Raw genomic sequence first — 13977 nt, 5'->3', positions numbered from 1 at the left:
CTTGAGTCATCGTGCTTTATAGCCCGCGCGTCGACAGCCTGTCACTGACCGTGGAGGAGCTGGAAGGTTTCGAACAAGGGCAGGCCCATGACGCCGGAGTAGCTGCCCGAAAGATGTTCCACGAAGGCCGCCGCGGCTCCCTGGATCGCATAGGCGCCCGCCTTGCCGAAACATTCGCCGGTGGCCACGTAGGACGCGATGGCGCGCTCGGAGAGGGGCGCGAAGCGCACTGTCGATACCGATACCGCCTGTCGTTCCCCGCCGGCCTCCACCAGCCATACGGTCGAGAGCACGCGATGCTCGCGTCCGGCAAGGCGGCCGAGCATGGCCACGGCGTCCGCGGCATCACGGGGTTTGCCGAAGACCTCGTCGCCGAGTACCACCTCGGTGTCGGCCCCCAGCACCCGTGCGCCCGCTTCGCCCGTCACGCGCGCGAATCCCGCCCGCGCCTTGTCCCGCGCCACGCGTGACACATAGGCGTCCGCCGGCTCGCCGGGTTCGCGGATCTCCTCCACGTCCACCTCGATGATCCGGTGGTCTTCGCCGATCTGGGCCAGGAGTTCGCGGCGGCGGGGCGATTGCGAGGCCAGGTACAGCACGGCGGTTCCTTCAGGCGCGGTGATAGGGATGGCCGGCCACGAGGGTCGTGGCGCGGTACAACTGCTCGGCCAGCACGAGGCGAACGAGCATGTGCGGCAACGTCAACGGCCCCAGCGACCAGGTCTGGTCCGCCCGCGCCAGTACGTCGGGCGCGTGGCCGTCAGGGCCGCCGATGAGGAAGGCGACATCACGCCCACCCATGCGCCATTGCTCCAGCTGCCGGGCGAGATCTTCGCTGGACCATGTCTTGCCACGCCCATCGAGGGCGACGACGTGGATGTCGCGTGGCAGCGTCGCCAGGATGGCGACGCCCTCGTCGAGGGTCGCCCGCGCGTCGTCGCGGCCCTTGCCGCGTACACCGGGCTTTATCTCGACCAGTTCGAGGGGAAAATCGTGGGACAGCCGCTTCCGGTATTCGGCGAAGCCTTCGGCCACCCAGGCCGGCATGCGTTCGCCGACCGCGATGAGGCGAGCCCGCACGGCGGGCTCAGGCGTTCGCGGCTTCGGCGCCGTCGTCGCCGACGGTCCAGAGACGCTCCAGGCCGTAGAACTCGCGGATGCGCGGCATCATCACGTGGACGATGATGTCGCCGAGGTCGACCAGCACCCATTCGGCTTCGGTCTGTCCTTCGACGCCGAGCGGCATCACGCCCGCTTCCTTGGCGAACTTGATGACTTCGTCGGCGATCGACTTGACGTGACGGGCGGAGGTGCCCGATGCGATGAACAGGATGTCGGCGATGGAGGTCTTGCCGCGGACATCGATTTCACGGACGTCCTTGGCCTTGAGGTCTTCGAGGGCGGCAACCACGCGCTGACGCAGGTGTTCGTTGGTGGCGGCGGACTTGGCCTTGCGGGATGCGGTCGAACTCAAGATACGGAAACCTCATGCGGCGGAATGCCGGGGTTGTGGCGAGTATAACCCCCGGGGGTCTGGGGTGCGTCAAATGCCTGGACAGGTAAAACCATCGCCGACAGGGTCGGGGTGCCTGCCGCCGGGCAAGAGCATCGCCGATGGAATCGGCTCCCACCAGAGCAGGCAGCGCCGCCCCGGTGGGAGCGATGCCCTGGTGGGAAGCCGACTTGTCGGCGATCAGCGCCCGAGGGCGCGATACGGCGCCAGCAGGGCCTCGTCCGCGAAGCACGCCGTGGGCATCAGGAAGCGCGGTTCGCCGCCCGCCGCGAACGACTCGCGGATCGCCGTGGCGGCGATGTCGAGCGGCGTGATCGCGATGTCGACCACCTGCCCGGCCGGCCCCTGCAAACGCTCCACCCGGCGCCCGGCGATGAAAGCGGCCAGTTCACCCGACAACGGATGGGTCGTCCCGGGCCGCGTCAACACGCCCACGTGGGCGAACGCGAACAGATCACGCCAGAGGTGCCAGGACGCCAGTCCGGCGAACGCATCGGCGCCCACCAGGAGCACCAGCGACCGGTCCGGCCCGATGTCGGCACGCAGCGAGGCCAGCGTATCGACCGTATAGGAGGGGCCATCGCGGTCCAGTTCACGGGTATCCAGGGCGAGGCGATCCTGCCCCGCGAGCGCCGCGCGCAGCAAGGCGACACGGCCGCTGGCGTCGGCGACCGGCGGCGGCCGGTGCGGCGGCGTGCGCGCGGGTACCAGGCGCACCTCGGCGTCGAGCGCCTCGGCCGCCTCCCAGGCGGCCCGCAGGTGCCCGTGATGGACCGGATCGAAGGTGCCACCGAGGATGGCGAGCGGGCGCGGCCGGCTCATGCGAACACGGTGGCCGCGCGCGGCTCGGCGATGGCGGCGACCAGGCGCTCGGCTTCCAGCCAGGGATCGCCCTGCTCGCGGCCCTTCGCCATGCGGTCGATGCGCGCGGCCCGGGCAAGGCAAGCCATCCAGTGCTCGCGCGGCGCGCGGCGCAGCGCCTTGCGGAAGAGTTGCTCACGCGCGGGCCAGAGACGTTCGGCCTTGGCCTGCGCGCCGAAATCACGGGCATTGGCCAGGCGCATGGCGAGTTGCAACTGGTTGACCAGCCAACCCATCAACGCGATGAGTTCGTCGCCTTCCGCGCGCAGGCCGGCGAGGATGCGCAAGGCGCGTCCTCCCTCACCCGCGAAGGCGGCGTCGGTGAGCTTGAATGCGTCGTAGCGGGCACTGTCGGCGACCAGACCTTCCAGTGTCGCGGCGTCGAGGCGCTGATCGCCGGCGAGGACGACGAGCTTGTCCACCTCCTGGGCGGCGGCCAACAGGTTGCCTTCCACGCGCTCGGCCAGCATCGCCACGGCGTCGGGGGTGGCCTTGACGCCGCGCGAGGCGAGCCGCGCGCCGATCCACTGTGTCCATTCATGCGGCCGTGGGGCGTTGAACACCACCTGGATGCCGCCCTGGTCGACCGTCTTGGTCCACACCGCCTCGTGCTTGCTGCTCCACTCGGTGGCGGTGATCAACAAGGTCGTATCCGGCGGCGGATTGGCCACGAATTCAGAGATCGCCGCGCCGCCGTCCTTCCCCGCACGGCCGCCGGCGAGACGCAGGTCGAGCAGGCGTTGGGTGGCGAACAGCGACAACCCCGCCGAAGCACGGGCCAGGTCGTCCCAGTCGAAGCGGCTGTCCGCCTCCAGCACCTCGCGCTCGGAGTAACCGAGCCGGCGCGCCATGGCGCGCACGGCATCGGCCGCTTCCAGCACGAGCAGTTCCTCGCCGACCAGCAGGTACACCGGCGCCATGCGGTCGCCCGCGAGATGCTTCTGCCACTGGCTCGGGTTGAAGGGCACGCGCCGGCTCAGTTCGAGGTGGCGGGCGCCTGCGCGGGCGCCACCATGGCCGGATGCGCGCCAGCCGCCTGCAAGCGGAACAGGATCGCCTGGACCATGTCGCCGATGAGGCTGCGCTGCAGCTCTTCGGTCTGGCTCGCGGTACCGATGGTGTTGGTCGCGTCGTAGCTGAACTCGCGCGACATATCGACCGCCTGCGACGGAATGATGACCGTGCCGTCGCCCGCCTTCGCGTTGAAGTCGACGTGGTAGCGCACCGCGTATTCCGTGACGCGGGCGGTGCCGCTGACGGTCAGCGAATCGGTGCGGAACGTGTTCGAGGTGACGGCCAGTTCGGCCGCGTCGATCGAGGGCTTGTCCACGATCGTCACGTCGGAATTTTCCAGCGCCCGGGTGAGTTCGCGTTCCAGCTTGCCGCCGCCGGACACCGTGAGGTGGATCTTCTTCATCCCCGGGGGCAACGCCGCGCTCTGGCGCAGATGGAAGCCGCAGGCACTGACCAGGGCCGCGATGGAGACCAGCGCGGCGATGCGAAGCGAACGAAGGAGGTTCGGGCTCATGGTTATCCTGCGACGATGTTGACGATCTTGCCGGGCACGACGATCACCTTGCGCACGGTCTGGCCTTCGAGCATGCGGGCCACGTTGGGTTCGGCCCGCGCCATGGCTTCCGCCTCGTCCTTCGAGGCCGATGCCGGCACGTCGATGGTAGCGCGAAGTTTGCCGTTCACCTGCACCGCGTAGGTGAGCGAGTCGCGGACCAGCGCCGCCGGGTCCACTTGCGGCCAGCCTGCGTCCTCGACCAGGGTCTCGCCATGGCCGAGCACCTGCCACAGCGCGTGCGAGACATGGGGGGTGAACGGGTTGATCAGCTGGACGATGGCCGTGAAGGCCTCCTGGCGCAGCGCCTTGCCCTGGGTGCTGGCGTCGTCGAACTTGCCCAGCGCGTTCAGCAACTCCATCAGCGCGGCGATGGCGGTGTTGAAGGACTGGCGACGGCCGATGTCGTCGCTCACCTTCTGGATCGTCTCGTGCAACTGGCGGCGCAGCGTCTTGCGCGCGGCCGCGCCCGCTCCGCCCTCGCCCGAAGCGACGGACGTGGCGTGCGTATGGATATCGCGCCAGAGGCGGCGCAGGAACCGCGCCATGCCTTCGACGCCGGCTTCGTTCCACTCCAGCGACTGGTCCGCCGGCGCGGCGAACATCGAGAACAGGCGCACGGTGTCCGCGCCGTACTTCTCGACCATCGACTGCGGGTCCACGCCGTTGTTCTTCGACTTGGACATCTTCTCGACACCACCGATTTCCACCGGCTTGCCGTCCGCGCGCAGCACCGCGCCGACGATGCGTGCGCGTTCGTCGCGCTGCACGTCGACGTCGGCCGGGTTGAACCAGGTGCTGGACCCGTCGGCTTCCTTACGGAAATACGTCTCGGCGATCACCATGCCCTGGCAGAGCAGGTTCGTCGCCGGCTCGTCGCTATCCACCAGCCCCTCGTCGCGCATGAGCTTGTGGTAGAAGCGGAAATACAGCAGGTGCAGGATCGCGTGCTCGATGCCGCCGATGTACTGGTCGACCGGGGTCCAGTAGTTGGCGCGTTCGTCCACCTGCCCGTTCGCACCGGGGCTCGTGTAGCGCGCGTAGTACCAGCTCGATTCCATGAAGGTATCGAAGGTGTCGGTTTCACGCTCCGCGGCGCCACCACAGTCCGGGCAGGTGGTCTTGCGCCACGCCGGATCGGCCTTGATCGGCGACTGCACGCCGGAGAAGGCCACGTCTTCCGGCAGCACCACCGGCAACTGGTCTTCGGGCACCGGCACGGCGCCGCACGCCGGGCAATGGATCACCGGGATCGGACAGCCCCAGTAGCGCTGGCGGCTGACGCCCCAATCGCGGATGCGCCAGTTGACCCGGCGTTCGCCGCGCCCGGCGGCCTCGAGCTTCGCGGCGATGGCGTCGAACGCCGCCTTGAATTCCAGTCCGTCGAACTCGCCCGAGTTGATCAGGGTGCCGTAGTCGGTGTACGCGCCGGCGGTCTGGATGCCGTTCTCGAAGGTCTTGATCGTCTCGACCGCCGCCGACGACTGGTAGGCGTCGGACGAACCGCCCTCCAGCGCGTTCTGTACCGTGTCGGTGCCTTCGGCGGCGAGATCGCGCTTCAGTTCCGCCACGGCGTCGACGACGCCACGGTCGACCACGACCATCTTGATCGGCAGGGAATATTTCTGGGCGAACTCCCAATCGCGCTGGTCATGGCCGGGCACGGCCATGACGGCACCGGTGCCGTAACCCATGAGCACGAAGTTGGCGACCCATACGGGCACCTTTTCGCCGGTGAGCGGATGCGTGGCATCGATGCCGGTGTAGTAACCGCGCTTCTCCTGCGTTTCCAGTTCGGCCTCGGACACGCCGCCGGCCTTGCAGCTCTCGATGAACTCCGAGAGGCCCGGGTTACCCTCGGCCGCGCGCGTGGCGATCGGGTGCTCGGCGGCCACGGCCACGTAGGACACGCCCATGAGCGTGTCCGGCCGCGTGGTGAACACGGTGAGCGGCTCGTCCTGGCCGTCCACGTCGAAGGTGATCTCCAGGCCTTCGGAACGGCCCAGCCAGTTGCGCTGCATGGTCTTGACCGCTTCGGGCCAGCCCGGCAACGCGTCGAGGCCATCGAGCAATTCCTGCGCGTAGGCGGTGATCTTCAGGAACCACTGCGGGATCTCGCGCTTCTCGACCACCGCGCCGGAGCGCCAGCCCCGGCCGTCGATCACCTGTTCGTTGGCCAGCACGGTCTGGTCGACCGGGTCCCAGTTCACGACGCTGTTCTTGCGGTACACCAGCCCCTTCTTCATCAGCCGGGTGAACATCTGCTGTTCCCAGCGGTAGTACTCCGGCTTGCAGGTGGTGACCTCACGGGTCCAGTCGTACGCGAAGCCCATGCGCTTCAACTGCTCGCGCATGTGCTCGATGTTCTTGTAGGTCCACTTCGCCGGCGCCGTGTTGTTCTTGATCGCGGCGTTCTCGGCGGGCAGGCCGAAGGCGTCCCAGCCCATCGGCTGGAGCACGTTCTTGCCTTGCTGGCGCTGGAAGCGGCTGATCACGTCGCCGATGGTGTAGTTGCGCACGTGGCCCATGTGCAGGGCACCCGAGGGGTACGGCAGCATCGAGAGGCAGTAATACTTCGGCCTGGACGTGTCTTCCGTGACCTCGAAGGCGCGGGTTTCGTTCCAGAAGCGCTGGGCGGCCGTCTCGACGACGTCCGGGGCGTAACCGCCCTGCTCGCGCGTGCCCTGATCGTGGGTGTCCTGCATGGAGTTCGGTACCAATGGAATGCTCGGTTGGCCGCAGGGGAAAACGCGGCGGTCAATCGCGGGAGACTATCCCACGGGGCCCTTCGGGCCAAGTGTTGAGGCCACCCCGGGCCGGGGCAGAGCCGCTCCGGCACCCCGGCGAAGCACTTGTGAGAGCACTTGGGGAGGCCGCCCTTGTGGGAGCCGCTTCAGCGGCGATGGGTGCTTGCCCAGGACTGGCCCGCTGCCGCGGGATCGCCGCTGAAGCGGCTCCCACACATACGCACCAGGGCCCCGCGAAGCTACTGGCAAGGGGCGGTCTGCCCGGCGGCCACGGCGCGCACGGCCACGGCGACCTGGTCGGCCACCTTGCCGAGGGCACGCTGGTGGGCCTCCACGAGGCTGTCGTACGTCGACCCTGCCGGCTCGGTCACGCGCGACGCGCAGTTCGCGGCGGCACCCTCGGCGCCACGCACCGACCAGGAGGCTTCGAGCGTGGCGTTGCCACCCACCTCCGAATCGAACCGGCGGACATCGAGCCGCACGCTCACCACCTTGCTGTCCTTCGCCCGTGGCAAGCCGTGGACGTCGTGCGTCCCTAGCCGCGCCGCCAGGTCGGCCGATAGCGCGCCGCGGATCTCGTCGCCCAGCGGCGAGGCCCAGCGTTCGCCATCGAGCACGGCGATGCCACTGGCGCCCTGGCGCAGCACCAGTGCCGGCTGGTCGACCTGGGGCGGCACGGCCACCGGCTGCACGTCGATGACGAAGGCCGCGGAGGCCGCCGCCATCGGCGCCGACGGCGGAACCAGCGTGTGGAAATGCGTCGGCGCAGAGGTGCAGGCGGCCAGCGAGCCGATCAGGATGGCGGCACCGGCGAGGCGGAGGGTGTGCGTCATGGCTGTACTTCCTTGCCCTGCTTCGTGGACGGCGGGGTACTGATCTTCGGCGGCGCGTCGGCGCCGCGACCGCGCAGCAGCGCTTCCGGATGCCGCCCCAGGTAATCGGTGAAGGCGCGGACCGAACGCACGGTGCGCTGCAGTTCCTCCAGCGTGTTGGCGATGTTCTGCTGCAACGGCGAATTCTCGGACAGGGCGTCGTTGGCGGTGCCCACCGTCCTGTTCACGCCCTGCAAGGTCTTCTTCGCTTCGGGCAGGAGGTCGCCGTTGACCTGCTTCAAGGTGCCCTGGAGTTCCTTGAGGCTGCCATCGAGGTTCTTGCCGATCGAGTCGAACGGAATCTTCTCGACCTTGTCGACGATGCTGGAAAGCTGTTCCTGCAGGTGGTCGAAATCACCCGGCGTCGTCGGCACCTCCACCGGCTTGGCCTTTTCGTCGAAAGCGACCTTGGGCGCCTTCGGATCGAAATCCAGCGCGATATAGAGCTGGCCGGTGAGCAGGTTGCCGGTGCGCGCCTGTGCACGCAGTCCGTGCGCGACCAGGCCACCCATGATCCGTGGGAACAGGCTGTCTTCGTCACCACCGACCGCCTTGGCCAGCTTCTCGTTGGCTTGGCCCAGGCGCTGCGGATAGACCAGCGCGCCCACGATGACCGGGAAGGTCTGCGTCTTGGGATCGTAGTCGAGGTTCACCGAGACCACGCGGCCGACCTTCACGCCGAGCAGTTCGACGGGCGCGTCGACGGTCAACCCGCGCAGCGAGTGCTCGAAGCGCATGCGGATGTAGCGCGGCTTGCCATCCGGTGGCGCCAGCGCCGTGGCCTGGTCGTTGAAGAGGGTGTATTCCGCCATTTCCGGTGCGGGCGCTTCGTCGTGCGGCCCCGGCGGGTCCTGGAAGGCGACGCCTCCGGCGATCACCGTGGCCAGCGACTGCGTGTTCATCTTCAGGCCGTCGGCACCGAGCGACACGTCGACGCCGCTGGCGTTCCAGAAGCGCGTTTCCTTCCCTACGAAGCGATCGTTGGGCCCGTCGATGAAAAGCTGCAACGAGACGCCCTTGCCGTCCTTGTCCAACTCGTACGAGACGATCCGGCCGACCTGGATGCGCCGGTAGTACACCGGCGAGCCGATATCCAGCGAGCCCAGGTCCGTGGAATGCAGCACGAAACGCCGGCCGGGCGCGCCGTGGGTCACCGCCGGTGGTGTTTCCAGGCCCGTGAAGTCGCTTTGCTCCTCGTCCGAATCGCCGGCGTCCGCGCCGATGAAGGCGCCCGAGAGCAAGGTGTCGATACCGGATACGCCGCTGGCACCGATGCGCGGGCGCACCACCCAGTAGCGGGTGCCCTTGGTGGCGAAGGCGCTGGCGTCCTTCTCCAGGTCGATCATCACCGTGATGTGCGTGCGGTCGCGCGAGAGGCGCATCGTCGTGACCTTGCCGATCACCACGTTCTTGAACTTGACCTGGGTCTTGCCCGCCTCGATGCCCTCGGCGGTGAGGAAAGTCACGGTGATCCGCGGCCCGGCCGACATGTAGTGGTTGACCAGCAGCGAGATGCCCACCAGCGCGGCCACGATCGGCACCAGCCAGATCAGCGAGAAGCCCATCTTCGACCGGCGTACGACCGGTTGCGGGAGGTCCTCCGGCGGAGGCGTGTTTCCTACGTTGGTGTCGCTCATTGCGATTTCCTGTTGTCCCAGATCAGGCGGGGATCGAAGCTCATGGCCGATAGCATCGTCAGTACGACGACCACGCCGAAATAGACCACGCCGGGCAAGGGCTCGACGCGGCTGAGGATCTTGAAGTGGACCAGGGCCGAGAGGATCGCCACGACGAACACGTCGAGCATCGACCAATAACCGACCAGTTCCACGAAGCGGTACAACCGTGCCCGCTGCTTCGCCACGAACCCGCTGGAACGCTGCACGGACACCAGCAGGTAACCCATGATGACGAACTTCAGCACGGGCACGATGATGCTCGCCGTGAAGACGATGACCGCGAGACCGGGGGAGCCCGCGCGCCAGAGCTCCGCGATCCCGCTGAGGATCGTGTTGTCGTCCTTCGACGATAGGCTCTGCGTGCGCATGATCGGGAACACGTTCGCCGGGATGTAGAAGATCGCCGCCGCCGCGAGCAAGGCCCATGCGCGTGCGATGCTGCCGCGCTTGCGCACGTGCAGCGCATTGCCGCAGCGTGGGCAGTGCGCATGCGGGTCTTCCGTGTATGCCGTGACCAAGCGGCATACATGGCAGGACATCATGCCCAGTTCGCTGGCCCGCGGCGGCGCGTTCATGCCCTCGCCTCCCGCGTGATGTCCCAGAGCTGGCGCGGGTCGTGGCTGGAGAACAGGGTGACCAGCAAGGTGAGGAACCCGAAGGCCCAGATGCCCGGTCCCGGAACCACGTCGAAATAAGTGTGCGCCTTGACCACCGCGACGAGCGTGCCGAGCATGAACACCTCGATCATGCTCCACGGCTTCACCCTGACCAGGGTCGACATGGCCTGGGCGAAGCCCGGCGCCCGGCGCCCGTCGCGGGCGAACCAGAGCACCCAGCCGAAGATCAGGATCTGGCTGAGCGGGAAGAAGAACAGGGTCATCGCGCTGAGGAAGGCCACCACCTGGGCGCCGTCGTTCCACATGGCGATCACCGCGCCCCACAGGGTGGTGGCCGCGGTCATCCCGGACAGGCCGAGGGTGACGATGGGCGAGACGTTGGCGATGACGAAGACGATGAAGGCGGCGACGATCAGGGCGAACTGCGCTTCCACGCCGAGCCACTGGTGCCGCTCGAGCACGGCGCCGCAAACCGTGCAGTCGGCGACTTCGCCACGGGCGAGCGGGCGCCTCCGGTAGACGGAGTCGCAGTGTTCGCAGACGATCAGTTCCTGGGCGTTATGCATGCCTTCCCGGCGCTTCGAGGCCGCACCGGCCCGTGCCATATGATCGCAAATCCGCGTAAACGGCGCATGACGCGGCGGATAGGAGTAGTCCTAAAAGGCCCCGGGGGCTTGATATGCTCCCGCCCTTCCCCGACTTACCGGGGCATCGACACCTTGTCCCAGGAGCCTTCCGTGAGCAGCGCCCAGACCCGCAGTGAACATGTCTTCGACGCGACCACGGCCGGTTTCGAGAACGACGTCATCAACGCGTCGCTCGAAACCCCCGTCCTGGTCGACCTCTGGGCCGAATGGTGCGGCCCCTGCAAGTCGCTCGGCCCGATCCTGGAGAAGCTGGCCGCCGAGTACAACGGCGGCTTCCGCCTGGCCAAGATCGACGTCGACGCCGAGCAGCAACTGGCCGCCATGTTCGGCGTCCGCAGCATCCCCACCGTGGTCCTGATCAGCGGCGGCCAGGTGGTCGACGGCTTCGCCGGCGCCCTGCCGGAGGGCCAGATCCGCGAGTTCCTCACCCGTCACGGCGTGCAGCCTGCCGATGCGGCCAACGACGAGGACGCCACGCCGTCGCCGGCTGAAACCCCCGAGGAGGCCATCAACCGCCTCCAGCAGGCCATCGCCGCCGAACCGGACCGCACCGAACTGAAGCTCGACCTCGCCCTGGCCCTGATGCGCGCCGGACAGGTCGAACCCGCCCAGGCCGAACTCGACGCCCTGCCCGCCAACCTCGCGACCGACGCCCGCGCGGTACGCCTGCGCAGCCAGCTGGAACTGGCCCGTGCGCTGGCGGGTGCCCCGTCGCTGGCCGAGCTCCAGGCCCGCGTTCAGGCCAATGATTCCGATTGGGAGGCTCGCGACCTGCTCGGCGTGCGCCTGCTGATCGAAGGCGATGTGGCGGCGGGTCTCGACCAGTTCATCGATGTGCTCAAGCGCCAGCGCGACTGGAACGACGGACAGGCGAAGAAGCGCCTGCTCGCGGCCTTCGCGACGATCGACGACGCGGAACTGGTGGGTACGTATCGCCGCAAGATGGCGTCGCTGCTGTTCTGATCAGCGGCGCTTGCGCCGCACGTAGAGTTGCTTGCGCACCGTGGCCACGAGCTCGCCCGACGCGGTGCGGATATCGGTATCGAACCAGCGCAGGCATTTCTCACCGTTCGCGGTGGCGGCTCGCAGTTCGTCGAGCAGGGATTCCTCGACGCGGAACTCCGCGTAGACATCCTCGCGACCGGGCGCGACGAAACGGATTTCGCCCGCCTGGTCCCACACGATGTATTCGTTGCCGAGGCTCTTGAGCACCATGATCATCCAGAACGGATCGGTCATGGAAAACAGGTTGCCGCCGAACTGCGTGCGCACGTAGTTGCGGTTGTACCAGGCGAGCTTCAGGCGCACCTTCGCGTAACGGTAATCGTCCATCCGCACCACGCGGATTCCGGTGAACAGGAACGGTGGCCAGGCGTTGAGGATGCGGCGCAGGGTGGATGCTTTCATGGGGTTTCGCAGAGGGATTCCAGGCGAATCCATGCTACCGGCGCGCCTCCGGCGCGCGAAGTCCCCCGTTTCAAACACGCCATCCCATGCATGACCTATGGCACAGGCCACCTGTCGGCGCGCCGCCGACCATCGAAGGCTGACACTCGCCAGGGGATCCGAGCCATGCGCCAATCGCTCCGCCGCGCCACCCTCGCCGCCGCCGTCGCTTCCGCGATGGCCTTTTCCGTGTCCCAGGCCATCGCCGCGGACCTCCCCGTGGCCGCCGACCAGCCCTACCCCGGCAACCTGACGCTGCATGTCGATCTCTCCGATGCGTCGAGGCACCTCTATCACGTACGCGAGACCATTCCGGTCAGCGCGGGCCACGCGATCCTCTACTACCCCAAGTGGATTCCCGGCGTGCATGGGCCCTCCGGTCCGCTCTCCAACGTGGCGGGCTTCGTCATCACGGCGAACGGCAAACGCATCCCCTGGCGCCGCGACCTGAAGGAAATGTACGCCTTCCACGTGGACGTACCCGACGGCGTGGACAAGCTCGAACTCGCCTTCGAATACCTCGCCCCCGCCACGCCGAACTACATACCGCTCTCGTTCAATGAAGTGGCCTTCTATCCGGCCGGTCACTACACCAGCCGGATCACGATCGAGCCGAGCGTGAAGCTGCCTTCGGGATGGAAGTTCGCCTCCGCCCTGGAAACGGCCTCGCAATCGGGCGACGAGGTGACATTCAAGCCGGTGAGTTTCGAGAACCTCGTGGATTCGCCGCTGATGACGGGCAAGTACTTCACCCGCATCGACCTCGCACCGGGGCAGGACACGAAGGTGCACCTCAATATCACCGGCGATACGGCCGCCGGCGTCAAGGCCACCGAGGAACAGATCGCGAAGCAGCGTGCGCTCGTGGTGCAGGCGAACAAGCTCTTCGGCGCGCACCATTACGCGCACTACGATTTCCTGCTGGTGACCTCGGATCACACGAATCACTTCGGCCTGGAGCATCACCAGTCCAGTGACGACCGTCTCTTCGCTAACTTTCTCACCGATCCCGACGTGAACGTGGCGGCGGGGACCCTCCTGCCGCACGAGTACATCCATTCGTGGAACGGCAAGTTCCGCCGCCCCGCCGACCTGTGGACACCGACCTTCACCGAACCGATGCAGGACGACCTGCTCTGGGTTTACGAAGGGCTCACTGATTACTGGGCTGGCGTGCTCACCGCGCGCTCGGGCATCTGGACCACCGACCAGTGGCGCGATTCGCTGGCCGCGATCGCCGCCGACATGTCGGCGCGCACGGGTCGCTCGTGGCGCTCGTTGCAGGACACCGCGGACGGTATTCCGCTGTCGTCGCGCGGCGGCAGCCAGGGCTGGGGCAACCTGCGCCGCGGTTCCGACTATTACCCGGAAGGCCAGATGCTCTGGCTCGACGTCGATACGAAGATCCGCGACCTTTCCGGCGGAAAACACACGCTGGACGAGTTCGCCCGCGCGTTCTACGGCATGGACAACGGCAGCTACGTTCCCAAGACCTATACCTTCGACGACGTGGTCGCCACCCTCAACGGCATCCAGCCCTACGACTGGGCGAGCTTCCTGCGCCAGCGTCTGGACTACACGGGTGACACCCTCCCCGAGCACGGCATCGAGGGCGGCGGCTGGAAGCTGGTGTACGACGACAAGCCCACCGCATTTGCGAAGACGGGGGAGAAACTCCGCAAGACGGTCAACCTCGCGTACTCACTGGGTATCCAGGTGTCGGACAAGGGTGTGGTGACGGATTCGCAGTGGGATGGCGTCGCCGCGAAGGCGGGCATCGTTCCCGGCGTCACGCTGGTCGCGGTGAACGGCAAGGATTATTCGGCCCAGGTGTTGAAGGATGCGGTGGCCGAGGCCAAGTCCGGCACCGCTCCGATCCAGTTCCTGATCAAGGATATCGACGATTACCGCACCGTCGGCGTCGACTATCACGGCGGATTGAAATATCCGCACCTGGTGCGCGGTGAAGGCAAGGACCTCATCGGGGCGATCGCCACGCCGAAGAAGTAAAACATTGTGGGAGCCGCT

At 67.3% G+C, this 13977-nt stretch carries 14 protein-coding genes; 2 read left to right on the top strand and 12 right to left on the bottom strand.

The features are described from left to right. Positions 1–41 precede the first annotated feature (41 nt). From AB6730_RS17115 to AB6730_RS17065, 11 genes are all read right to left on the bottom strand, one after another. Positions 42–599 (bottom strand): nucleoside triphosphate pyrophosphatase, encoded by a 558-nt coding sequence (locus AB6730_RS17115; RefSeq protein WP_371024810.1) that lies wholly within the window; start codon positions 597–599, stop codon positions 42–44. A 10-nt stretch (positions 600–609) separates the two neighbouring features. Beyond that, positions 610–1080 (bottom strand): 23S rRNA (pseudouridine(1915)-N(3))-methyltransferase RlmH, encoded by a 471-nt coding sequence (rlmH, locus tag AB6730_RS17110; protein WP_371024809.1) that lies wholly within the window; start codon positions 1078–1080, stop codon positions 610–612. Positions 1081–1087: 7 nt separating this feature from the next. Further along, the gene (gene rsfS / locus AB6730_RS17105; RefSeq protein ID WP_371024808.1) at positions 1088–1474 is read right to left on the bottom strand and encodes a ribosome silencing factor; all 387 of its coding nucleotides are present in this window, start codon (positions 1472–1474) and stop codon (positions 1088–1090) included. A gap of 219 nt (positions 1475–1693) precedes the next feature. Further along, positions 1694–2335 (bottom strand): nicotinate-nucleotide adenylyltransferase, encoded by a 642-nt coding sequence (nadD, locus tag AB6730_RS17100; RefSeq protein ID WP_371024807.1) that lies wholly within the window; start codon positions 2333–2335, stop codon positions 1694–1696. Next, positions 2332–3342, bottom strand: coding sequence for a DNA polymerase III subunit delta (holA, locus tag AB6730_RS17095; protein WP_371024806.1), 1011 nt, complete (start codon positions 3340–3342; stop codon positions 2332–2334). The genes nadD and holA overlap by 4 nt, the downstream gene beginning before the upstream one ends. 8 nt (positions 3343–3350) lie before the next feature. Further along, the gene (lptE, locus tag AB6730_RS17090) at positions 3351–3902 is read right to left on the bottom strand and encodes an LPS assembly lipoprotein LptE (RefSeq protein ID WP_371024805.1); all 552 of its coding nucleotides are present in this window, start codon (positions 3900–3902) and stop codon (positions 3351–3353) included. Between the two features lie 2 nt (positions 3903–3904). After that, positions 3905–6646: a leucine--tRNA ligase gene (gene leuS, locus AB6730_RS17085; protein WP_371024804.1), complete on the bottom strand. Its 2742-nt coding sequence runs from the start codon at positions 6644–6646 to the stop codon at positions 3905–3907. Positions 6647–6927: 281 nt separating this feature from the next. Then, positions 6928–7521, bottom strand: coding sequence for a membrane integrity-associated transporter subunit PqiC (locus AB6730_RS17080; protein ID WP_371024803.1), 594 nt, complete (start codon positions 7519–7521; stop codon positions 6928–6930). Further along, the gene (locus tag AB6730_RS17075) at positions 7518–9197 is read right to left on the bottom strand and encodes an intermembrane transport protein PqiB (RefSeq protein ID WP_371024802.1); all 1680 of its coding nucleotides are present in this window, start codon (positions 9195–9197) and stop codon (positions 7518–7520) included. The genes AB6730_RS17080 and AB6730_RS17075 overlap by 4 nt, the downstream gene beginning before the upstream one ends. Continuing rightward, positions 9194–9814, bottom strand: a complete 621-nt coding sequence (locus tag AB6730_RS17070; protein ID WP_371024801.1) for a paraquat-inducible protein A — start codon at positions 9812–9814, stop codon at positions 9194–9196. The genes AB6730_RS17075 and AB6730_RS17070 overlap by 4 nt, the downstream gene beginning before the upstream one ends. Beyond that, positions 9811–10422 carry a paraquat-inducible protein A gene (locus AB6730_RS17065; protein ID WP_371024800.1) on the bottom strand — a complete coding sequence of 204 codons (612 nt, stop codon included), beginning with the start codon at positions 10420–10422 and terminating at the stop codon, positions 9811–9813. Before AB6730_RS17065 ends, AB6730_RS17070 begins: the two co-directional genes overlap by 4 nt. 171 nt (positions 10423–10593) lie before the next feature. Here AB6730_RS17065 and trxA point away from each other — a divergent pair, with 171 nt between their 5' ends. Next, entirely contained in the window at positions 10594–11466 is an 873-nt protein-coding gene (gene trxA / locus AB6730_RS17060; protein WP_371024799.1) for a thioredoxin, read from the top strand. On the opposite strand, the gene AB6730_RS17055 is transcribed toward trxA, so the two are convergent. Next, entirely contained in the window at positions 11467–11910 is a 444-nt protein-coding gene (locus AB6730_RS17055) for a DUF4442 domain-containing protein (protein ID WP_371024798.1), read from the bottom strand. It abuts the gene before it with no gap. A gap of 165 nt (positions 11911–12075) precedes the next feature. Between AB6730_RS17055 and AB6730_RS17050 the strand changes: the two genes are divergently transcribed. Further along, positions 12076–13959, top strand: coding sequence for a M61 family metallopeptidase (locus AB6730_RS17050; RefSeq protein ID WP_371024797.1), 1884 nt, complete (start codon positions 12076–12078; stop codon positions 13957–13959). Positions 13960–13977: the final 18 nt, after the last annotated feature.

It is taken from the genome of Luteibacter sp. RCC_6_2 (assembly GCF_041360655.1).
In the GTDB taxonomy this organism is placed as follows: Bacteria; Pseudomonadota; Gammaproteobacteria; order Xanthomonadales; family Rhodanobacteraceae; genus Luteibacter.
This window is presented reverse-complemented; position numbering and strand designations above follow the sequence as displayed.